The organism is Paenibacillus sp. KS1 (genome assembly GCF_001680695.1).
Taxonomy (GTDB): Bacteria; Bacillota; Bacilli; order Paenibacillales; family Paenibacillaceae; genus Paenibacillus_B; species Paenibacillus_B suaedae.
On the sequence record NZ_MAIS01000070.1, the window covers coordinates 12883 to 33821 of the forward strand.

At 48.5% G+C, this 20939-nt stretch carries 23 protein-coding genes, 1 riboswitch and 1 other annotated feature; of the genes, 3 read left to right on the forward strand and 20 right to left on the reverse strand.

The genetic code is table 11. From position 1 onward, the window contains the following. Window positions 1-27 precede the first annotated feature (27 nt). From BBG47_RS20355 to BBG47_RS20395, 9 genes are all read right to left on the reverse strand, one after another. Window positions 28-1974: an alpha/beta fold hydrolase gene (locus BBG47_RS20355; protein WP_083189490.1), complete on the reverse strand. Its 1947-nt coding sequence runs from the start codon at window positions 1972-1974 to the stop codon at window positions 28-30. A 65-nt stretch (window positions 1975-2039) separates the two neighbouring features. After that, entirely contained in the window at window positions 2040-2636 is a 597-nt protein-coding gene (locus tag BBG47_RS20360) for a TetR/AcrR family transcriptional regulator (protein ID WP_065293237.1), read from the reverse strand. Between the two features lie 127 nt (window positions 2637-2763). After that, complete coding sequence (locus BBG47_RS20365) at window positions 2764-3102, reverse strand: acetyl-CoA acetyltransferase (RefSeq protein ID WP_065293238.1); 339 nt, start codon at window positions 3100-3102, stop codon at window positions 2764-2766. A gap of 63 nt (window positions 3103-3165) precedes the next feature. Then, a complete protein-coding gene (locus BBG47_RS20370) occupies window positions 3166-4716 on the reverse strand; it encodes a proline--tRNA ligase (protein WP_302621963.1) in 1551 nt (516 codons plus the stop codon). A 224-nt stretch (window positions 4717-4940) separates the two neighbouring features. Further along, window positions 4941-5408, reverse strand: a complete 468-nt coding sequence (locus BBG47_RS20375) for a hypothetical protein (protein ID WP_065293240.1) — start codon at window positions 5406-5408, stop codon at window positions 4941-4943. Between the two features lie 132 nt (window positions 5409-5540). Next, on the reverse strand, window positions 5541-6518 hold the full coding sequence (locus BBG47_RS20380; RefSeq protein WP_065293241.1) for a serine hydrolase domain-containing protein: 978 nt from the start codon (window positions 6516-6518) through the stop codon (window positions 5541-5543). Window positions 6519-6788: 270 nt separating this feature from the next. After that, window positions 6789-7103 carry a DMT family transporter gene (locus BBG47_RS20385; protein WP_065293242.1) on the reverse strand — a complete coding sequence of 105 codons (315 nt, stop codon included), beginning with the start codon at window positions 7101-7103 and terminating at the stop codon, window positions 6789-6791. Beyond that, window positions 7103-7444 carry a DMT family transporter gene (locus BBG47_RS20390; protein ID WP_065293243.1) on the reverse strand — a complete coding sequence of 114 codons (342 nt, stop codon included), beginning with the start codon at window positions 7442-7444 and terminating at the stop codon, window positions 7103-7105. Before BBG47_RS20390 ends, BBG47_RS20385 begins: the two co-directional genes overlap by 1 nt. A gap of 139 nt (window positions 7445-7583) precedes the next feature. Beyond that, window positions 7584-8162: a TetR/AcrR family transcriptional regulator gene (locus tag BBG47_RS20395; RefSeq protein WP_065293244.1), complete on the reverse strand. Its 579-nt coding sequence runs from the start codon at window positions 8160-8162 to the stop codon at window positions 7584-7586. A gap of 183 nt (window positions 8163-8345) precedes the next feature. On the opposite strand from BBG47_RS20395, the gene BBG47_RS31235 reads away from it, so the two are divergent. After that, window positions 8346-8495, forward strand: a complete 150-nt coding sequence (locus BBG47_RS31235; protein ID WP_368072455.1) for a M60 family metallopeptidase — start codon at window positions 8346-8348, stop codon at window positions 8493-8495. Window positions 8496-8795: 300 nt separating this feature from the next. Here the strand turns inward: BBG47_RS31235 and argS are convergent, their stop codons facing one another. The 3 genes from argS to BBG47_RS20410 form a co-directional block, all read right to left on the reverse strand. After that, a complete protein-coding gene (gene argS, locus BBG47_RS20400) occupies window positions 8796-10556 on the reverse strand; it encodes an arginine--tRNA ligase (protein ID WP_065293245.1) in 1761 nt (586 codons plus the stop codon). 60 nt (window positions 10557-10616) lie between these two features. Further along, window positions 10617-10860, reverse strand: a binding site (T-box leader). A gap of 175 nt (window positions 10861-11035) precedes the next feature. Continuing rightward, the gene (locus BBG47_RS20405) at window positions 11036-11974 is read right to left on the reverse strand and encodes a DUF3895 domain-containing protein (RefSeq protein ID WP_065293246.1); all 939 of its coding nucleotides are present in this window, start codon (window positions 11972-11974) and stop codon (window positions 11036-11038) included. Window positions 11975-12212: 238 nt separating this feature from the next. Beyond that, complete coding sequence (locus BBG47_RS20410) at window positions 12213-12395, reverse strand: hypothetical protein (protein WP_021256440.1); 183 nt, start codon at window positions 12393-12395, stop codon at window positions 12213-12215. 216 nt (window positions 12396-12611) lie between these two features. Between BBG47_RS20410 and BBG47_RS20415 the strand changes: the two genes are divergently transcribed. Then, window positions 12612-13478, forward strand: a complete 867-nt coding sequence (locus BBG47_RS20415; RefSeq protein ID WP_065293247.1) for a DegV family protein — start codon at window positions 12612-12614, stop codon at window positions 13476-13478. Window positions 13479-13615: 137 nt separating this feature from the next. Here the strand turns inward: BBG47_RS20415 and BBG47_RS30040 are convergent, their stop codons facing one another. From BBG47_RS30040 to BBG47_RS20435, 5 genes are all read right to left on the reverse strand, one after another. Next, window positions 13616-13777 (reverse strand): hypothetical protein, encoded by a 162-nt coding sequence (locus tag BBG47_RS30040; RefSeq protein ID WP_175400592.1) that lies wholly within the window; start codon window positions 13775-13777, stop codon window positions 13616-13618. 42 nt (window positions 13778-13819) lie between these two features. Continuing rightward, on the reverse strand, window positions 13820-14068 hold the full coding sequence (locus BBG47_RS20420; protein ID WP_065293248.1) for a DnaJ family domain-containing protein: 249 nt from the start codon (window positions 14066-14068) through the stop codon (window positions 13820-13822). Window positions 14069-14399: 331 nt separating this feature from the next. Then, on the reverse strand, window positions 14400-15749 hold the full coding sequence (locus BBG47_RS20425; protein WP_065293249.1) for a nucleobase:cation symporter-2 family protein: 1350 nt from the start codon (window positions 15747-15749) through the stop codon (window positions 14400-14402). Then, window positions 15746-16354 carry a xanthine phosphoribosyltransferase gene (locus BBG47_RS20430; protein WP_065293250.1) on the reverse strand — a complete coding sequence of 203 codons (609 nt, stop codon included), beginning with the start codon at window positions 16352-16354 and terminating at the stop codon, window positions 15746-15748. The genes BBG47_RS20425 and BBG47_RS20430 overlap by 4 nt, the downstream gene beginning before the upstream one ends. Window positions 16355-16628: 274 nt before the next feature. Next, a riboswitch (purine riboswitch) is annotated at window positions 16629-16728 on the reverse strand. 72 nt (window positions 16729-16800) lie between these two features. Continuing rightward, window positions 16801-17661, reverse strand: coding sequence for a DUF72 domain-containing protein (locus tag BBG47_RS20435; protein WP_065293251.1), 861 nt, complete (start codon window positions 17659-17661; stop codon window positions 16801-16803). Between the two features lie 366 nt (window positions 17662-18027). Between BBG47_RS20435 and BBG47_RS20440 the strand changes: the two genes are divergently transcribed. Next, window positions 18028-18666 carry a nitroreductase family protein gene (locus BBG47_RS20440; protein WP_065293252.1) on the forward strand — a complete coding sequence of 213 codons (639 nt, stop codon included), beginning with the start codon at window positions 18028-18030 and terminating at the stop codon, window positions 18664-18666. An 82-nt stretch (window positions 18667-18748) separates the two neighbouring features. Here BBG47_RS20440 and BBG47_RS20445 read toward each other — a convergent pair whose 3' ends face one another. The 3 genes from BBG47_RS20445 to BBG47_RS20455 all read right to left on the reverse strand — a co-directional run bounded on the left by BBG47_RS20445 (window position 18749) and on the right by BBG47_RS20455 (window position 20751). After that, the gene (locus tag BBG47_RS20445) at window positions 18749-19159 is read right to left on the reverse strand and encodes a YuzC family spore coat inner layer protein (protein WP_083189491.1); all 411 of its coding nucleotides are present in this window, start codon (window positions 19157-19159) and stop codon (window positions 18749-18751) included. A gap of 103 nt (window positions 19160-19262) precedes the next feature. After that, window positions 19263-20201, reverse strand: a complete 939-nt coding sequence (glsA, locus tag BBG47_RS20450) for a glutaminase A (RefSeq protein WP_065293253.1) — start codon at window positions 20199-20201, stop codon at window positions 19263-19265. Window positions 20202-20346: 145 nt separating this feature from the next. Further along, complete coding sequence (locus BBG47_RS20455; protein WP_065293254.1) at window positions 20347-20751, reverse strand: DnaJ family domain-containing protein; 405 nt, start codon at window positions 20749-20751, stop codon at window positions 20347-20349. Window positions 20752-20939 lie beyond the last annotated feature (188 nt).

A 20939-nucleotide genomic window follows, 5' to 3' on the forward strand; every position in this document is an offset into this window, starting at 1 on the left:
GTAGGCGGCTAATAAAATGGATCACGCCTAAATATTCTGCTCTGTTGTTGTTTCTTCGCCCAGCACCGCAGCGATAGTCGACGCAGCTGCTTCTGAATGCGATAAGGGAAAATGATGCCCGTACGGCAAGCGAACTAGACGCTCATCTCCCTCGAGTAAGGCAGGCAGCTGATGCAGCCTCTCCTTCTCCCCCCATACGATTCCTACGAGCGTACTTGCCAGCTTTACTTCTTTGGGCGAAGTCATCGTTTTCGGCAATTGATGATAGATGGCTTGCATGATAGAAGCATTCGCATTAGCAATCCGAGGAGAACGAAAACTAGCCTTCATTCTTGACACATACCCATGTGGAATTGACGACGCATGTTCGAACACTCCCTCGCGTAGCATTGCCTTATTCATTAACGAAGCAGGCATGTGCTTCAGCATAAAAGCTGCAAGTGTGCGTCCGCGGCTGATAAACGCCCTTACAGCACCACGCGGCCGCTGCAGCACAGGCTGCAGCATAATCAGCTCCTCCACACTGCCATGTAACCGAATGGCACATTCATTCGCTACCCACGCACCATAAGAATGACCTATCAGGGTTACGGGCTCTTGAAGCTGAATGGCCGCCGCAACGCTGTCCACAATGCCCGTTGCCAGATTTCGGTCAGCCCCACCAATTGAAGGTGAGCGACCGAACCCCGGCAAGTCAGGAACAATTAGTGGACGGCCCGTTCGCTGATACAGTTCAGCTGCCAACGGAAGCAGATCGTCTGCTTGACTAAGCCAGCCATGCAGCAGTACAATCGGCACTCCGCATCCTTCCCTAATCCACGCAGCCATCGAACCGAATCGACCTCTGGCGAAGCTTCTCTCCCCTTTGTCTTCCGGAAATGTGAGACGGTAATCCATATCTGCAATAGCAAACGGTAATATGTCTCTGCAATCCAGTGGTGTACGATTCGAACCCTGACGTATCGAACTCTGATGCAGCAGTTGCTTCGCCGAATCATTATTGAAGCTGCGATCCGTTACGAACGCCAATGATTGCGACGGAATGCCCGTCAGTTTTTCCCCACCATATCTCATAATGGCCGATAGCAACCGGATTGGCATAGACATCACTGGCGCTCCTACGTGGAGCTGCCGAGCAATTTCGCGTAATAGCTCCGTCATATTTGGTTGTTCGGCCTGATCACCAACAAGATTGTATGTTGCTGATTGACGAGTTGAATTCGCCTGATCCCTAGCCAGCAACACAATAGTTTCTGCGACCTCGTCATTCGTTACAAGAGGCAGCCAATAATGCTTCCCTCCTGGAACGACCGGCATCAATCTGCTGCGAACCGCCTTCACTAAGATCCCAAGGCCATCCAGCTGCGGCGTACTTCCAGTTGGCCTAGAACCAATAACGGTGCTAGGATTGACAACAGATAGCGAATAGCCAACTCGAGCAGCCTCTTGACGAATCCACAGATCCGCCGTGAACTTCATACGTTCGTAAGGGGCAGCATCGGGCGGCACGAACCGACTCACATCATCAATGGAAAGCCCGCTAACATTCGTGTCTTGTTGAAAGGGGCTCATATAGCCAACTACATGAATGAAGCGTCGAAGTCCCTTGCTACCATGAATCTCTTCCGCTAACCGACTTATTGCCTGAGCACCGTGAAGGAAGGTTCGCTCTGCTGTTGAACTTGATTGCGTAATCTGCATCGCTCCACCGGCATGGATCAATACATCAGATTGCCTCGCCAATTGCCAATCCTCCTTCTTCAATCCCAGACATTCCTGCTCCAAATCCCCCTCGATGAAAACAATACGGCTTCTTACCGATTCCGAGTACTGCTGGAATAGCTTCTCTGCTCGTGCCGCGGAACGTACGAGAAGCAGCAGCCTGTCATCACCATCCTTCAACTGCCGGATTACCTCTCTTCCAATAAACCCCGTTGCCCCAGTAATCAAGATCGTGTTCTTGTTGTTCATCATGTTACCGCTCCCCTCTGATAATTAGTACTACACAGTTCTAATTAATTTCAAAAAAAAGCCTCGCCTTAGCGAAGCAGTTGAAAAAAATGTGCAACCGTATGCCGGACACGCGGCAGGCTTGGTTCTGTATCGCCTAGCAGCAGTGCCCCTTCTATCGCGGACAGCAGTACAACTGCCAATCCATACGGATGATGATGGCTTGCAATCTCTCCGCTTGCTCTTGCCTGCTCGAACATCCGCTCGAATAAAGGCAACTGCTGAGCGAAGAATTGTCCGATCTGCTGCCGAACCTGGACCGCATCAAGCGGACTCTGCATGAACAACGACATGAAGGGGCATCCCACTTGAACATCACACTGCTCATGCTGCTGCGTAGCAGCATCCACGAATGCCACCACTCGCTCCTCTACGGTTAGATCGGTTCGTTCAAGCAGGCTTCCTAGCAGCTGTTCATATTGTCCCATCCAATAGACGAGCACTGAACCAAGTAGTTCCTCTTTGCTTTTGAAATGGTAGTAGATGTTCGACTTAGACACATTGCTCGCATGCATAATCTCATCCATGCTCGTATAGGCATACCCTTGACTCAAAAATAGCGCTGCAGCCGTGCCAATGACTCGATCTCGATTCGATAATGGTGGTATTCGTTTTCTCTCATTCATAATTAGTACTATACAGTACTAAACCAATATTTACAACCACTATTCACGGTTTTTATCTTTCCATACACGAACAGCCCTTGCTTCGATAGCAAGGGCTAATTGTGATTGTTCACGGATGCATACAGCCTTATGTAACCATCAGCGTGATGACTAATAGTTCATACAGCACCAGCGGCAAGATGACGTTATTGTACATGTAAGCATTGTACAAGCCTCGCTGCATAACCGGCTGCTGCGTCTGTACGTACACAATTCCCCGATCCACATTTACAATAACGCCATCACAGATAAATCCGTCTATCGTCTGAATACGGACGGGTCGATTCATATACAAATGGCAAATATGATGCAACTTTTCACGAGTATCTCGCAAGCACTGTAAGTGAGCGCCATCCGCTTGATATATAACTTGCGGTTCGGATTGAGATGGAAGCGGCTGATCGGATGATGGCTTCGAAGCATTCATAGCATACGACCTCCATTTTGTTCGAATGTCACACACTTCCACCTTATGTCTCATACCGTCCGATCATGACCGATTTGTATACATTCTCACCGTATGAACCGCCTGCTCCACCGTTACCAGAGCTGATGTGCAGGCGTCTGGAAGTATAAGTTCTACCTTCCCTTCCGCAATATGCTTGCCGATAACGATGCGAATTGGACAGCCAATCAGATCCGCATCGGCCAGCTTCACGCCGAACCGCTCATCGCGATCATCCCACAGCACAGTCGCACCGAAGCTGCTCATATCCTCAGCCAATCTCGATGCTGCTTCAGCTTGTGCCGCATCCTTCATCGATACTGGAATGACATGCACCAAGTATGGCGCGACAGACACCGGCCAGCGCAGCCCTCGTTCATGCTGCATCTGCTCCACGATTGCGCTCATCATGCGGGATACGCCAATACCATAGCATCCCATCAGAAGCGTCTGCATTTGACCCGACTTGTTCATCACCTGTGCGCCCAGCTTATCCGTATACTTCGTTCCAAGCTCGAAGACATGTCCTAGCTCAATTCCAAGATGGAACGACAGTGCATGACCACAATGTACGCATCGTTCTCCCTCCACGACATTCCGATAATCGCCTACCATAGTAAGTGCATAATCTCTCCCAGCCTTCACATGCATCAGATGGTAATCCTGCTCATTCGCTCCCACAACCGCGTCTTCCACGTGAGCCGCATCCTTATCGACTAGGCACTTGATCGTCAATCCAACTGGCCCTGCAAATCCTGTGGGAGCGCCTGTTACTCGCATGACCGTCTCGCTATCAGCGAGTTCCAGCTTATTGGCTGTCAATGCTCGCATGACTTTCGTTTCATTTACTTCATGATCCCCGCGAACGAGCACCGCAACTGGCTCTCCATCCGCTACATATAACAACGTCTTTATCGTTTGAGACGATTCCACTTGCAAATAGGCTGTTAACTCTTCAATTGTTTTCACCCTAGGGGTGTGGATACGTACAGGCAAATCCGCTGTCGATGCCTCTCCTGTTGAACGTGCTTCCTCAATTTGGACAGCCTTCGTGTCGACATCCTTCGTATGTCCAGCTCCGACCGAATCGGGAAGCGCTTCGATATTCACCGCAGATGCAGAGTCAGACTGACTAACAGCCTTCTCAAGGTTCGCGGCGTATCCGCAATGCCCACAAGACACAATCGTATCTTCACCAATATTGGTCAGTGCCATAAATTCATGTGTTCGTCCGCTTCCGCCAATCGCGCCTGCATCTGCCTCCACTGCACAATACGTTAGATTCAGACGCTGCATCACCCGATGGTATGCGTCAACCATTCGATCATATTGAGCTTGAAGCGAATCTGCATCCAGATGGAAGGAGTAAGCATCCTTCATGATGAATTCCCTGCACCGCAATAATCCATGTCTAGGCCGTCGTTCGTCACGATATTTCGTCTGAATTTGATACACTGTAAGCGGCAGCCTCTTATACGAATTGACTTCATCTCGCACCAGTGCCGTAACGACTTCTTCATGTGTCGGGCCGAGTACGAATTCACGTTCATGGCGATCACACAGCCGCATTAGCTCTTCACCATATACCTCATACAGCTCTCACTTGTTCCATAACGGGCTTGCGCCCGGCAGATCGAATCTGCAGCTGCAAAGTAGGAAGAATGAAGCTGCAAGGGAATCATTGCACCAAGTTGACTCCTCTCTGTACGTGCATCTCGTTCACTCTCATGTCTTTGGTCGTCGCTTTTCGTGGTTATATTTTCTAAATAAATTACATGTTCTGTTACTCGGTGTCAAGTATCTCATCCACCGATACCCGATTACCGCATCACCCAGTAGCCCAACTTCAACAATAAACCCAGTACCAATAACGCGATACCGACTCCCCGCTTCTCTTTGTCGTTGTTGAAGGCATATACGCCTCCCACTAAGATTCCGACAATTGGGTAAATAGCGGTGGCTATGATTACGATCAAGAGTGAAGTGCAGCCTATATTGCGCTCTGACGCTTGCTCTTCGCTAGGTCGATCATCTGACTTCTCACTGGCGATCTGATTCGAAATCATGGGACCACAATTTTTACACTCCGTGGAGCCTTGCTCTACATTTCCATTACACTCAGAGCATGTAAGCTCCACTTGCTTCACAGCCAAGATGCCGTTGTATTGCTTATCTTCCTCTGGCGTTCCCTGTAAGGAGGCGTCCTTCAGGGAGTGACTGCAGACGATGCATACCGATGCGGACTTTTCGTTCGAATACCCACAGTTGCTGCATATTTGGATCGCCATGCGCGATGCACTCCTTCCGTTACCCAGCCAAATCTTGAATACGCACTGATTCCGTTATAAAGCAATTGCAAATTGACACAATCCGTTCCGAATAACCTGTACGCTCCTTTAGCGGCTAGGCTACTGCTACAGCTACAGCTGCATGAACGCTGGGAAATGCTCCTGCAAGCCCTGCTTCAGTACATCAATAGGCTGCATGCCGATATCCGCTAAATTACTCAAGGCAATAAGCACCGAATCCGACTTCGCATCCCGAATCATCGTACAGCTGTAGCCCGATAATCCCCCATTATGATACGAGATATGCGGTCGATCCGGATATACGACCCATCCGTAGCCATAACTGCGTTCCTCATCAATTCGAGCTTGCGGCGTGAAGATCGCATCGATTGACTCCGCATTCGCCACTTGGCCTGAGCGAAGGGCACGATCCCAGCGGAACAGGTCTTCGGTAGTGGAGAAGACAATGCTTCCTGCACTGTTATGGCTTGGTATATCTTCCTTCCAAGCGAGTTCTCCCCCTCTATAGCCGATCCCCATGTTTGGCTCACTGCGAAGTATATCCATACGTCCACCTGTTCTTGTCATACCGAATGGCTCGAAGAATTCCTTCTCGATATACGCTTCATACGGTTGATCCGACAGTCTCTCTACAATCAGTCCAAGCAGCGCATAACCGAAGTTGCTATAACGATACGTCCCTTTTGCACCGGATGGCGTGACAGTATCGAGCGCCAGCGTATGCAATGGCCTTAGATCCTCATGTACATTCCAATCAATTAACGCATCTTCGTCCAATCCAGAGGAGTGAGTGAGCAGCTCATGGAGCGTAACATCTGCAAGCCCTGTACACTCAGGTACATACTTCTCAAGCTTATCTTTTACACGAAGCAGCCCTTGCTCCTGCAGCTTCATAATGGCTGTTGCCGTAAATTGCTTGGCAATTGATGCAATTTTGAATACTGTATCCTTATTAATGGGCTGCCTCTCTTCCACGTTCGCTAGGCCGTACCCTTTACTTATGACAATCTCACCCTGTGACGCCAGCAAGATCGATCCGTTATATCCCTGCTTCTCTAACAATTGATCCACCCAAGCTGCCAACTCCATAACGGTCTTATCCCCTTCCCAATGTTCTTCACAGCTTGCTGCTCTGAAGATGAACTCTACTAGTGAGTACTACGTCATTACTGACTTCGATATCTATGGCCGGGTTTCCTTCATTTTCTAATCAACGTCACAAAAACGCCTCCCATGCTGATAGCGAGAGGCGCTTTACAAGATTAATTAAGGTATGGAGTTGTTCCACATTTGTGACGGATCACGATCTGACTATTCCAATTGCACAAATGCCCCAACGATGCCCTGACAGCTTCAGCATCAAGAAACAAGCTTCAGCCCAATTGCTGCTCCAAGTACCATGGAGATGAATAAGATTCTCTTCCAGTCGCGGGACTCCCCGTAGAAGAGCATCCCGAGGATGGCACCCCCAGATGCTCCGATTCCCGTCCATATCGCATACGCCGTCCCCATCGGGAGCGACTTCATCGCAATAGACAGACAAATGAAGCTAGCACTGAAAGCTGTCGCCATAAAGACGAAGGATTGCCAGTTGCGATCCTTGTTCAGCTTACTAATCATCGCCACACCAAGCATTTCACATAAGCCTGCTGCAATGAGACTTATCCAAGCCATTAGGATTCAGCTCCCTTCGCTTCGCTCTCATTCGTCACCAGCTTTAATCCCATCACACCTGCTAGCATCACAAGGATAAGCAGCACTTTGATCATCTTGAACGGCTCTCCAAAGAAAGCCATCTCTGCGAATACAGTTCCTGCAGTTCCAAGTCCAACGAATACGGCATATACCGTCCCTACAGGGAGCTTCTTGCCTGCCATAATCATCACATAGAAGCTGACAATAATTGAAATGGCCGTACCTCCCCATTCCCATACATTGTTCGCGTGCTTCAATCCGATCACCCAGAAGACCTCAAAGAAGGCGGCAATAAATACGTAGATCCAATGCTTATTCATGTGTTGCTCTCTCCCTTCCTTGCTATCTCTATAACGAGCACTATTCCATGACTGCATCCCACAGATGCAGCTTACTCCACTCTTAAATTTCCTTATCTCTTCTCAATCAAGAGATTCATTGTTCATACCACTTCACGAACTAGTCCCGTGTCAGGCTGCGCCAATATATGCGCCATGAAGCATCGAAGCGACGTCGGAATCTGTCTGGGCCACCAAGCAGCATTTCAACGAGAATGCCATCAACAAGACACATATAAGAAGCGGTCATCATCTCCATATCCAGCTGATCAATCTCCGCTCGCTCCACTCCTAGCTTGAACACGGCCATAAGCTCCCGTTCCATCTGATCCAGATGGGCGTTGACCAGTTCCATAACTCGCTCCTGCATGATAACAGGCGGAAAGAACATCACCCGCAGCAAGAATTTCAATTGATTGCTCGTTTCATAGCGTGCCTCATACTGTTGAATCCATCCGTACAGCACATCCTTAATCGGATGCTCACGGTGAGTCTGAATGTACCGCTGCAAGTGTCCCATTTCCTCTTGTACTGCACGGCGGATTATGCTAACAAACAGATCATCTTTATTTTTGAAATGAGCGTAAATAGATGGCGTCTTGATGCCTACCTGTTCCGCGATATTCGCAAGGGAAGCCCCTTCATAGCCATGTTCTGCAAAATGATTCAACGCGACCTCAATAATTCGGTTAGCTGTCATTCTACTCATCTCCTTCAGACTAACTAATACTCGTTAGGTAATGCACGCAGCGTTCCCTCGTGTAAATACGACGACATATCTATAGCCTAACTAATATTCGTTAGGTAGATCTTTTCACATCTTTTCTCTTTTGTCAACCACGAGTTTCGATACTTAAATATCCTTTTATACATTTAAAATATAATACATCTTCTCTATCCAGAGCTTCACAGGGCATACCTTGAAATGAATAAAGCATCTCTTCCTAGAAATGACGAACAGAAAGTTCAAATGTTTATCCTAATGACATCCAAAAGTGCGAAGCAAAACCTGATCCCATTTTCCGATAAATAGGGATTGAACGCTACATAGGATACAAAAGCAGCCATTGAACAGATGAACCTCCCGCTTATCACTCCGGAATTTTGTAAAATTGCGATAATGACAGTAGCATCAAGAGCCTAATCTGTATGTGACCTGTGCTGAGCCGGGAGACAATCTCCGCGGCTCATCTGTCGTCTACAGATAGACAGGTTCAGATTACGAGTACAAACCAACCCACCACCCCTACGAAATTCATGCCTTACATACGCATAATCAACGAAGTGATGATGATGCGATTCTCTTTTTCACAATTCACATCGATACATCGCCCTACATATGTTCTGGCGCTTCAACGCCAAGTAGGTTCAGCCCCGCTTCAAGCACATGTGCCACCGCTGCGACGATACGCAATTTGTGGCGACGCGCGATCTCATTCTCCACCAGAATCTGCTCCTGATGGTAATAACGGTTGAACTGCTTGGCTGCATCAAGCAAATACCTAGCGAAGATGGACGGCTCATTGCTGTCCACCGCCATCTGAAGAGCACGCTCATACTTGCTGAGAGACTTCAAGCAGATCCATGCTTCTTGACTTACTCCTCCCGCCGCAGTTGATTTCATGCTCGATTGTTCACCTGCGCACTCAGATGCATCCTTGCCAAGCACCCCAGTATCCGCTGGACAATCAGAGTATGACGTCCATCCCCCTTTGATGAGCAAGCTCTTCGCTCTGACGAGTGTGAACTGTACATAAGGGCCGGTTTCGCCTTCATAGCGCAGCGCATCCTCCAGGTTGAAGTCAACAGACAGCATACGGCTGCTCTTCAGGTCACCGAAAATGATCGCACCAATCCCAACCTTCGATGCCACCTTGCCTTTCTCTTGCAGAGATGGATTCTTGTCTTCGATAATTTGCAGCGCGCGATTCTCTGCCTCATTCAATACCTCATCAAGGAAGATAACCTTGCCCTTGCGCGTAGACATCTTCTTCCCTTCAAATGTCATCAACCCGAACGGTACATGCGTACATTCCTGTGCCCATTCATATCCCATCTTGCCAAGCACAGCGAATACCTGTTGAAAGTGCAGCTGCTGCTCCGCGCCAACTACATAAATCAGCTTGTCAGCCTTCATAACTTCCTTACGATAGATAGCCGTTGCCAAATCACGTGTCGGGTAAATTGTTGTTCCGTTTGATTTCAAAATCAGGCATGGCGGCATACCCTCATCATCCAAACGAACGACCATCGCCCCATCACTTTCTTCGAGCAATTGAAGCTGCTGCAAATGAGCGACGACCGCATCCATCTTGTCATTGTAGAAGCTCTCGCCAAGAACGTGGTCAAAGTGAACGCCGAGTCGTTCGTACATGCGATTGAATTCGACCATACTTGCGTTAACGAAATACGTCCACAGCTGTACGGTCTCTGCATCGCCCGCCTCAAGTTTGCGGAACCATTCGCGCGCCTCGTCTTCCAGCTCCGGCTGCTGCTCCGCCACCTCGTGGAATCTGACATACAGCTTCAAGCTCTCACGGATTGGATCTTGGCGCAGCGTACCATCATCCCCCCACAGCTTATAAGCCGTAATCAGCTTGCCGAATTGGGTACCCCAATCCCCAAGGTGATTCACCTTCAACACCTCGTATCCTGCTGCTTCGTACAGGTGAGCGAGCGCATTTCCGATCATCGTAGAACGCAGATGACCGACACTGAACGGCTTCGCAATATTCGGGGACGACATATCAATAACGACACGCTGCCCCTCTCCGATCGACAGCTTGCCGAAAAACGGCTCCTGCATGCGAGCAAGACAAGCCTCGCCATAGTAATCCTGATCAAAACTTATATTCACATATCCACCAGAGGCTTCCGCTCGCATCCGAATGTTATCGCTCTCTTGATTAATGCGTTCAGCAAGCTCCACCGCAATCTGTTGTGGAGAACGTCTCCACTGTTTCGCCAGTGGAAAGCAAGGGAACGCCAAGTCGCCGAGCTCGCTCTGCGGAGGTACTTCCAAGGCACGTTCGATGTCTGCCCCGTTCATGTTCATAATAGGTTCTAGCACTTGCGCGGCAATTTCTTTTAGCATAAGTTCGTTCTCCTCCTGTTGTTGGTTACGGTTCGCAACACGTCAAAAAGCCCCCGTCTACAAAGAGACGGAGGCTTGAATCCCCGTGGTACCACTCTACTTGACCCTACCCGGAAGCTTGCTGCTCCGAAAAGAGTCCACTCGATAAATAACGGCTGTCGCCGGGCTCCCCTACGTCCCCATATAAGGCAGTTCACAGAGCCAACTCCCGGGTCCGCTTCCTCTTCATTCCGTATCGGCTTCCACCATCCCGATTCGCTGCAGCACGGATTGTGCAGAGTACTCTCCCGTTCATCGTTGTTGCGTCGATTTTCATTTTACACATTATATCCAGAACAATTAGGAAAAATCAACCTATTACATGTATTATTTCAGAAAAATATTCCTTACTCTGCCGCCATTCGAGTACGTAACGTCATGGCCAGTAGTGATTCACATCGAATACAAGTCTCATTCTACTACTATCCGTCCAGCTTCGATTACCGCATTGTATACTTGCGATCCTCAGTTCCATTCAATTCGACCGAAATATCTAGATAAGATTGCTCAATAAATTGGCATACATCCGGATAGATTAGAGGCTTGCCTGTTATATAGCGGCGATCTGGCGTTCCATGATCACGTATTAACAATTCACTGATCACTCTTGCACTGCCAACACCGGTCTCCACATATTGCTTCACGGCCGCCCGTTCAGCAGCAGTAAGCCCATTCTCAGCATTACTAACTACTTCTTGAACCACAGCAGCAGGCTCGGGCTCCGTCCACGACCATAAGTCGAACTCCTCTAGAATCGGTGCAGGTGCAGGTGCAGGTGCAGGAGCTGCGCTAGGCTCGCTTGTCTTAGGCGAAGGTGAAGAATTCCTCACCACCGGCTTGCGTCGCAGCATATTGATCTGCTTGTCCAACAAGGGCAGTCCAACCGACAATTGCCGTTGTAGCTGTTCAGGCAAATCTGCCACAGAATAGGCATCTGGAGCAGGTCGCCAATCGTTGGCTATTTTCAATAAGATCTCATCAAGCTCATAATCAATGGCCTCGAATCCCTTCTTAATTGTCGCCACGATTGCAGCATCAATCCCTAAGTGCTCCTTCAAGTGCTCAATGCCGAATTTTTTGATCTCACCTGTTTTCCGGTTTTTCACCTCATGCTGATATCGAAGAGAACGGCCGCATTCGCATCGCAGCTCTGGACTTATCGTCCCCGCATCTTTATAACCCGTATAAATCCAATCATCTAACAGCGCCTCGATGTCCTCTGGTGCCGCATGATCTGGAACATGATGCCCCTTCTCCTTCGCCATCGCATTGGCGAACGCCGTGCGGCGAGAGCGAACGAGATAGTGATTCAGGAACTCACGTTGGTTGTCATTGAGCTGAGATAACATCTCATCCCGTTCCTGGATAGTTAATATCATATCTTCTCCTCCTCGCGCTTTGCTCCATTACTGTCTATTGTACAGGAAGTAGAGCATGGAAGTGAAGGCATGCCTCACATGAAGAAGCCGCCCTAGCGCAGGCAGTCAATCACTCCCTCGCTGGGCGGCAACCTATTGTAGGCACATCGATAAGAACGGCGATCCCTAGGAAGAGAAGCTAAAAGAAGAATATTTATTCTTAATCAATGGCATTTTACTATCGGATCTGGACTTGCCATTATGAAGCATCAATTCGTTCCTGCGGTGCTTGAAAGCATTTCTTGCATACCTTAATCTGTACGCCATTCCCTCTTGTCCGATTATACAGCAGCTTAATGCGAGTGCTGGCGCAGACCGGACATGTACCTCGGCCACGTGAAGGTAGATTCCATAATGATTTACCGCGTTTGTTCTTCGCCATTCTATCCCCTCATTTCCTGTCAATTCATTCGTTCTCCTACCCTTATGTATGAAGGAGGGGAAATATGACTGTATGATTCAGCTTCATCATTTCCATTAAATCCCACAAACTCACAACACTTGATAAACACATTCCTTCACCGTTTTCCCTTCAACTCATGGTATGATGGAGATAAGTACTTCGGTATGAACATGAAAGAAGAAAAGGAGAATGATTATGGCAATTCGCATTCTTACCGACAGCGCTGTTGACCTCCCTCAATCCGTCATTGACGAATTGGGAATTACGGTCATGCCGCTAATCGTTACTATAGACAATAAACAATATGAGGACGGAGTAACTATTACGCCGAAAGCCATGCTCGATGGCATGCGCGAAGGGAATGTATATAAGACTTCTCAACTCTCGATGGAAGTATTGCAGACAACCTTCCAATCGATTGCCGAAGCGAACGAGGAAGCTATCTATATTGCGTTCTCGTCGGAACTGTCAGGAACGTATGCCTCTTCCCGCATTATGCATGATATGGTACAAGATGACTTCCCGTCCTTCACTTGCAGTATTATCGATTCCAAATGCGCTTCACTCGGGTTTGGCCTTGTTGTTAGACAGGCTGCGCTCTGGGCGCGTGAGGGATTGCCTAGGCAAGAGATTATTACACGCACACAATCCCTTGCCCGGCAAATGGAGCATGTGTTCACGGTCGATGACCTGCAATATTTGTATCGCGGCGGACGTGTCAGCAAGTCATCAGCCATCATTGGCGGACTGCTCAATATTAAGCCCGTGCTTCATGTTGAGGATGGAAAACTCATTCCCGTCGATAAAGTAAGAGGCAGAAAGAAATCCATTCAGCGCCTTGTCGAACTGATGGAGGAGCGAGCGAATCTCGATGATAAGCAGCAGGTTATCGGCATCGCCCATGGTGATGACGCAGAAGCGATGGAGCAGTTGAAATCGATGATTACTGAACGCTTCGGGATGACGAACTTCCTGATTAGTTCCATTGGCTGCGCAGTTGGCGCTCATTCAGGCCCAGGAACATTAGCGCTCTTCTTCCCGAATAAATCCTATTCCGCATAAAGGTTTCAACATGGCTGCCCTGGAATTGAAGATGCAGGAGACGAATCCACTCGCTCCTTGAACAGTAAGATGCCCGCACAATCGGCGCTAACCGATCGTGCGGGCATCTGCTTCTTATGTCAGCTTCTGGACTATTGTTACATCCATTTCGCCAATTGGCCCTCTATCGTATCTAATGTAACCTTGGATTTCTGGAATAATGTAGATGGCACGCTCGCGTTATATTTCACGATTTTCTGATTCACATCGGACATCGCAGCCGATACGTCGGCTTGGGGCTGATCATTGCTCAGCTTCATAATACGCTGCAGTTCATCTCTAATCTCATGCTGAAGCGCAAGCTAGGAAGGGACAACATTCGCGTTGTGCAGCACCCCATTCAACGGATCTCCGCCTCGCACCTCTAGCGGCTTGCCCTTGCCAGGCAAATCATCCAATCCGCCCTTCTTCTCATATTGGGTAAAGACATCATCCAACCAATTGCTCATCATTCGTTCAGTTGCTATCGTTTGCGGTGCGTCCTCTGCGATTTCCGATTTGATCGGCTTAACTTCTGCTGACTGCTTACTTTCCTTTCGGAACCAACCCATTGCGATCCCCCCAATCACATGAATAACATAATTATCCAATCTTCTTCACAATTTTGTCTAGTATGCACCACCCTTTAAATGTGACAATTTCGTGCGAGTACGGTTTGAGTGGCTTATGTAAAATGCTTGTGATGAACAGCTTAATTGCATGTCTTAATTACATAGCTTTATGAATTTCTTTATTGAATATCATTGTTAATGACCTGCATGAAACCAAAGGCTCGAGCCTTGTGGCGATGATTGAGCACACATACCGCATAGCAAAAAACCCATTGGAATTCATCCAATGGGCCTCCACTATTGGTTATTGTCAGACTAGCTTGTTCAGAGCCTAAGAAGCTACAGAATGTTCAGTTTCTTCCTCGCTCTGCGTTCCATCAGATTGCTGCTTCGTACCGTTGAAGAGCAGGTTCATAACCAGCGCGGTAAAAGTTCCTGCTACGATTCCGTTATCCGTTAAGATTCGAACCGTTGACGGCAGGCTCGCGAACAATTGAGGCACTACCGTTACTCCAAGTCCCATCCCTACCGAGCAGGCAATAATGAGCAGATTCTCATGACGATTCATATCTACTTGAGAGCCGAGCATCCGCAGACCGCTCGACACAACCATACCGAACATGGCAACCATGGCGCCGCCGAGCACTGAACTCGGAATCAACGTCGTTAATGCAGCAATTTTCGGTACAAGTCCAAGCAGCATCAGCAATCCGCCCGCTACTACGATCACATCACGTGTTTTCACACGGCTCATTTGGATAAGCCCGACATTTTGCGAATACGTTGTATATGGAAAAGCATTGAAGATACCGCCAATCGTTATAGCTAGACCCTCTGCCCGGTAACCACGTGCCAGATCCTTCGAATCCACGTCGCGGTCTATAATTTTGCCTAGAGCCATGAACACGCCTGTGGATTCAGCAATGCCGACCATTGCTACAATAATCATAGTCAGGATAGCCGTCATATTAAATTTCGGAACGCCGAAATAAAATGGCTGTACTGCATGGAACCAGGATGCCTCCGTTACGGGAGTGAAATCAACCTGACCCATGAGCGCTGCGATCGTTGTGCCAATGACAAGCCCTAATAAAATCGATACCGCACGGATAAATCCAGCGGACAGCTTGTTCATAATAACGATAAATATGAGTACGCCGAAGCCAAGCAGCAAGTTCGTTGGACTTCCGAAGTCCGGATTGCCCTGGCCTCCACCTAAATCTGTGAACGCAACAGGAATTAGCGTTACACCGATAATCGTTACAACAGAGCCCGTTACGACAGGCGGAAATAGACGAATTAACTTGCCGAATAAGCCCCCGAACAAGATGACGAATATGCCCATTGCAATGATGGCTCCGTAAATATACGAAATGCCAAAATCCTTCCCGATTGCGATCATTGGCGTAACGGCTTGGAACGCACAGCCTAACACGACAGGCATCCCAATGCCGAACCACCGATTCGCAAATACTTGCAGCAGCGTGGCGATCCCGCACATAAATAAATCAATGGCAACCAAGTACGTAATTTGCTCTTGATTGAATCCTAAATTGCCGCCCACGATGAGCGGAACGATAACCGCTCCGGCATACATAGCGAGCACATGCTGCAAGCCGAGCGAGAAGGTTTGCAGCGGATGCCGATTTTTTACAAAAATACGGTTATCGACTCGGCTCATTGCTGCAACGCGTCCGATGTCGTTTCCGCAGTTTCATCCACGAATGTTACGCCCTCATTTGACAGAGAAGCAATGCGAGCCAAGGATTCAACACGGTATCCTGCATCGAGCAGCATTTGGCGTCCTGGTTGGAACGACTTCTCAATAACGATTCCAAAACCAGCTACACTTGCTCCTACCTGCTCCACAATGCGAGCCAGGCCAGAAGCCGCTTCACCATTTGCAAGGAAATCATCAATGATCAGTACACGATCATCAGCGGACAAGAAGCGCTTCGACACCGTTACCTCATTCGTCTCTTGCTTCGTGAAGGAATATACCTTCTCCACAATAATGTCTTCACGCAGTGTCAATGACTTCTGCTTGCGAGCGAAGATGAGAGGTACATTCAACTCCAGTGCTGTCATCAAACCTGGGGCGATTCCGGAAGATTCAATGGTAAGTACCTTCGTAATACGTTCACCTGCATAACGACGCACGAATTCTTGACCAATCGCTTGCATAAGCGCTGGATCCATCTGATGATTAAGGAACGAGTCCACCTTCAATACATTGTTGCCGAGCACTAATCCCTCTTGAGTAATCTTATCCTGAAGCTGTTTCATGTCCAGTTCCCCTTTCGACGTGTGCAGTTGAACGTCTCTCTTCTCTAATACGACAACAACCCGATTCCAATCCCCTCCGCTGCAGGAAGGTGATTGGAATCGGGTTGTACGAAACCTGAATGCTGGTTAGTGCTTGTACGATTCGAATCGTCAGCCTAACAAACATGCAAGCTATCGACTGTGAACCTCGTTTCCCAGCAGAATCACTGAAAGAAACGGCCGCGCTGCAGTATTACGGAATACGGACGTATTCACCCAAATCCACGACATAATGTGCGGCACGCTGGTTCCCCGTAGTCCAATCATTCCGGTGATTGGGTAGAAACATGCAGGCCAATTCCTGCACCTATACGAGAAGACGCTACTTTATGATTGTAGCGGTAAGTATACCTCATTTTTTTACTGAAAGGAAGTAACAATTTCTGAAAATAACTGTTCCTATCTTCTTAATCAAATAATGTCAGCTGCTCAGCTGGGAGCGGCGGATCTTCCAGTCCAAGCATACGCTTGAACTGCTTCCCATTGTGCGCTGCATCGCCTCCCGAATTATTGTTGAAGATCATCCAGCAGCGGTTCGTATTCATCAAGAGAGATTGGATATGTCCCTTCCACTCTGTAAGCTCTTGCTCATCATAACGGTACAAATAACGAACATCTCGCCAATTCGGCTGACCGCTTGCATTCCAGCCAGATTCATTGCGGCCGTGCATCCGAATCATGGTAGCCTCTGCCTGTGTCGGTACAAGCACCGTTGGCACACTTCCTTCACCTGCCTGTGGTTCATCGCAAATACTATGAATCCAGCCTTCCTCGCGCATAAATGCAAGCGTCCGCTCACGCACTGGTTCCACAAACCAGCTCTGATGTCTGAATTCAAGAGCAACAGGCACTCCCTCCATCCATTCCCGCGTACGCCGTAAGATGTCTACATTTCTGCGGTCGCAATGAAACCAGGGAGGATACTGAAACAGCACTGTTCTAAGCTTGCCCGCTGCTTGAAGCGCCTCGACGGATTGACGGAACACGTGAAACATCTCCTTCGTACTCGTATAAGGATGCTTACCGCGAGAATGCCCTGTCATCCCCTGATACGCCTTAACGATAAATCCGAAGTGCTCAGGTGTCTGTTCGCACCAACCCAGCATTCGCTCAGGAGAAGGAATAGCATAGAAAGAGCTGTCCAATTCCACGATGGAAAAATGCCGTGCATATTCACTTAGCTTCTCAGCAGCTCTTGTCCCCGGCCCATACAGCGCATCCTGATCCCCCCAGCCCGCTAGTCCAACTTCAATCTGATGATGCTCCATCCCCGACTCCTTCCACACCTTGTATTTGCTCTTATGTACACGCCATACTCATGTCTTCTTCATAAACGTCGAACCATCGGACAATATTTCCTTACTCATCATGATACATATCAATTTCAGTTCTGCAACTTATGTACATTACGCCCATTCGTGCCAAAACAACCTTTTTCTGAAAAATATACTCATAACAAGATAACAAATGTACACGCTATAAGTGAGTTAAGCGGTCTCCGCATTCAACATCTTGATCGTTGAATCGTTGCTTCAATAACGATAATTATGCTACTATATATTTGTTAGCAAAAGCTAGAAATAGAATATTATACCCTAGATGCGAATATCGCCTTGAAAGGATGACCAAATACGATGACTACATCAATGAATGCAAGCGAAGCTATGCTGTCGCGCCACTCTGTTCGTAAGTATGTTCCACATACACCAATTGCCTCTTCCGAATTGAACGAGATCTTGGAGCTTGCCGGATCCGCACCATCTGCTTGGAACTTGCAGCATTGGCGCTTCCTCGTCTTCCAACAGGAAGATACGAAGCAGAAGCTTCTGCCCATCGCCTACAATCAGCAGCAGGTTGTTGACTGCTCGGCTGTCATTGCCGTGCTTGGCGACACACAAGCGAACTTGATGGCGTCAGAATTGTATGGCGAGCAGCTGCAAGCAGGCAACATCTCGCAGCAAGTGCATGATACACTGGTAGGCAACATTAACCGCGCCTATGCATCTTCCGAGCAGGTTGGCACCGAAGCAGCGATCCTCAACAGTTCACTTGCTGCCATGCAATTGATGCTTGCTGCCAAAGCTAAAGGCTGGGACACTTGCTCAATGGGCGGCTTTAGCAAGGAGCAGTTCGTTACGGAATTCAACATCCCGTCCCGCTATGTGCCGGTGATGCTTATTACACTTGGCAAAGCAGCTGCACCTGCGCATGCAACAAGCCGCTTGCCATTGGAGCGTACGGTGTTCCATGAATCATTCCCAGCGAATCAATAAGATATGATCCTTATTTTTTGAGCACAATGAAATACAAAAGCGCCCATCCCATGGATGTGGCGCTTTTCTCTGTTGCTTAGGATTAGCTCGGATTCCAGCGCATCTTCACTTCCAGCTCGCAGCATCGTCCCGCCGCAGGATCCGTATTGAAAATGATTTGGATACCATCTGGCGTAAATTTTACATCCAACCTCGACTGTACCCCGATCTCGCGTATAAGCCGTATCACCTCAGTCTTGTCGCCCCGCTGCGCTGCATCCATAACGGCAGTCGCCAGAGAATGCGAGCTCCTCAGTCGATCAAGCACACGTACTGCCTGCTCCGCTAGGGAATAGGTACTAGCTGCTGAGGTTACAAATATGCTCGAATCCATAGGCGGATAGGTTTCTGGAATGCGATCCCGCTTACCCGATACCGATCGGACAGTAGGCACTCGTATGATGGATTGCAATGATCCTACCCGACACGTAATCCCCTGTTCATTAGACGACATCTTCCACATCCCTCGTTTCTAAGTAGTCCGTACGAAGAAGGTACTATGTCAGCCTATGTAAGAGGAGCACATTTCGTGTTCTTCATTGCGGCTTAGTGGCGTGCTAAAAAATGCTCCAATCGTATCTTTCGGACAAAGCGCCAAGCAGATGTACCCCTGCTACACTATTGCCTTTCTTATTCAGGGACGGCCCAACGACACCGATTCCCATCTTGCCAGGAATGACTGCAAGAATACCGCCAGACACACCGCTCTTGGCCGGGATGCCCACGTGAATCGCAAATTCTCCCGAGGCATTGTACATGCCGCACGTCACCATGAACGAATTCGCAATTTGCACATAATGCTTCGGAATGTAGCAGCGTCCTGTCTGTGGATTGCAGCCGCCATTTGCCAATACAAGAGCCATACGCGCAAGATGATCGGTATTTACCTCAATTGCGCATTGGCGGAAATACACCTCCAGCGTATCCTCTACATCCGCTTCAAGTACACCATTATCCTTCAAGAAATAAGCCAATGAACGATTCCGATGTGCCGTATCCTTCTCGGATTGGTATACTTCCTCATTCCACGTGATGGTAGGGTCATCCGCCAATTCTCGAATGAATTCAAGCATACGCATTGATTTTTCCTCAGGCGTTCCCCCCTCAATTAACGAGGCGATAGTAATCGCGCCTGCATTGATAAAGGGATTGAACGGCTTCCCAGGGTCAACGAGCTCAAGCTTCAAGATCGAGTTGAAATCATCACCAGTGGGCTCCATCCCTACCTTATTAAATACAACTGCCTCGCCGCTATCGAGCAAGGCCAAGAGCAGTGAGAAGACTTTGGATATGCTTTGCATTGTAAACTTGAACTTGCAATCGCCTGCATGCACCTGTTCACCTTGAATACCGAACAAGGATATGCACAGCCCATCCTTCGGAGCATTTGCAAGCCCCGGTATATATGAAGCGACCTCTCCATCCTGTGATACTGTCCGGCTCTCCTCTACCCAATGAGGGAGCTCTCTTCTAAGTTGCTGCCAATAGGTCGTCATACGTAATGTACACCTGTCCTTCCTTCTCAACCAACATTGCAATGAACATATCATCATCTCGCTGATGGGATATGTACGGTTATATCTATCGTTTCTTGGTTAGCGGGTTCACATGCGTCAGCTGTTATGCTGTCCAGCCTGTACTCTAGTCCTCACGCTGAGACTCCGTAACACGCGAAACCTTGTTCACAATCTGTGATTCATACTGGGCGAACGCAGGTACAACAGCCCATCCCCGCTCCTCCATCATCATTTGCAGCCGCAGCTTCCGTTCATTCAGCTGCCTGCGTGTGTCACCAATCTTCTGTTCATCTTCGGGAGTGCAGGCAGCGAGAAGCTGTTCCAAGCGAACGACTTCGCGTCCTACATGCAGCTCTTCCGGCAACAGGCCCGCATTCTGCATCATCAAATAAGCTGGTCTCAATTCCTCAGGAACATGCGACAAGTCTTTGAGCACCAGAGGCTTCCCCTTGCCTGGCAGCTCATCGAATCCACCTTCATTCATTGCCTCTTGAATCTTCTGCTCTGCCATCCATCCGATAATATCCATGATTGCACACCTCGCTATTCGACTACATCTAATGTAGACATACCCTGTAATAGGATACCACTAATCACCCCAGAATTTTAACTGGAAAATAATCGAGTAGGAGGGGCGACTAACCCCCGTCCTCTCACACCACCTCGCGATGGACACCCTTGCTCTTAGCTAATGGTAGGCGCTTGCCAGCCCCCATT

Bases quoted from the DNA above. Each gene is read 5' to 3' on its own strand.
- BBG47_RS20355 (WP_083189490.1), bottom strand. From the start codon at position 1,974: ATGATGAACAACAAGAACACGATCTTGATTACTGGGGCAACGGGGTTT.
- BBG47_RS20360 (WP_065293237.1), bottom strand. From the start codon at position 2,636: ATGAATGAGAGAAAACGAATACCACCATTATCGAATCGAGATCGAGTC.
- BBG47_RS20365 (WP_065293238.1), bottom strand. From the start codon at position 3,102: ATGAATGCTTCGAAGCCATCATCCGATCAGCCGCTTCCATCTCAATCC.
- BBG47_RS20375 (WP_065293240.1), bottom strand. From the start codon at position 5,408: ATGGCGATCCAAATATGCAGCAACTGTGGGTATTCGAACGAAAAGTCC.
- BBG47_RS20380 (WP_065293241.1), bottom strand. From the start codon at position 6,518: ATGGAGTTGGCAGCTTGGGTGGATCAATTGTTAGAGAAGCAGGGATAT.
- BBG47_RS20385 (WP_065293242.1), bottom strand. From the start codon at position 7,103: ATGGCTTGGATAAGTCTCATTGCAGCAGGCTTATGTGAAATGCTTGGT.
- BBG47_RS20390 (WP_065293243.1), bottom strand. From the start codon at position 7,444: ATGAATAAGCATTGGATCTACGTATTTATTGCCGCCTTCTTTGAGGTC.
- BBG47_RS20395 (WP_065293244.1), bottom strand. From the start codon at position 8,162: ATGACAGCTAACCGAATTATTGAGGTCGCGTTGAATCATTTTGCAGAA.
- argS (WP_065293245.1), bottom strand. From the start codon at position 10,556: ATGCTAAAAGAAATTGCCGCGCAAGTGCTAGAACCTATTATGAACATG.
- BBG47_RS20405 (WP_065293246.1), bottom strand. From the start codon at position 11,974: ATGATATTAACTATCCAGGAACGGGATGAGATGTTATCTCAGCTCAAT.
- BBG47_RS20410 (WP_021256440.1), bottom strand. From the start codon at position 12,395: ATGGCGAAGAACAAACGCGGTAAATCATTATGGAATCTACCTTCACGT.
- BBG47_RS20415 (WP_065293247.1), top strand. From the start codon at position 12,612: ATGGCAATTCGCATTCTTACCGACAGCGCTGTTGACCTCCCTCAATCC.
- BBG47_RS30040 (WP_175400592.1), bottom strand. From the start codon at position 13,777: ATGAAGCTGAGCAATGATCAGCCCCAAGCCGACGTATCGGCTGCGATG.
- BBG47_RS20420 (WP_065293248.1), bottom strand. From the start codon at position 14,068: ATGGGTTGGTTCCGAAAGGAAAGTAAGCAGTCAGCAGAAGTTAAGCCG.
- BBG47_RS20425 (WP_065293249.1), bottom strand. From the start codon at position 15,749: ATGAGCCGAGTCGATAACCGTATTTTTGTAAAAAATCGGCATCCGCTG.
- BBG47_RS20430 (WP_065293250.1), bottom strand. From the start codon at position 16,354: ATGAAACAGCTTCAGGATAAGATTACTCAAGAGGGATTAGTGCTCGGC.
- BBG47_RS20435 (WP_065293251.1), bottom strand. From the start codon at position 17,661: ATGGAGCATCATCAGATTGAAGTTGGACTAGCGGGCTGGGGGGATCAG.
- BBG47_RS20440 (WP_065293252.1), top strand. From the start codon at position 18,028: ATGACTACATCAATGAATGCAAGCGAAGCTATGCTGTCGCGCCACTCT.
- BBG47_RS20445 (WP_083189491.1), bottom strand. From the start codon at position 19,159: ATGTCGTCTAATGAACAGGGGATTACGTGTCGGGTAGGATCATTGCAA.
- glsA (WP_065293253.1), bottom strand. From the start codon at position 20,201: ATGACGACCTATTGGCAGCAACTTAGAAGAGAGCTCCCTCATTGGGTA.
- BBG47_RS20455 (WP_065293254.1), bottom strand. From the start codon at position 20,751: ATGGATATTATCGGATGGATGGCAGAGCAGAAGATTCAAGAGGCAATG.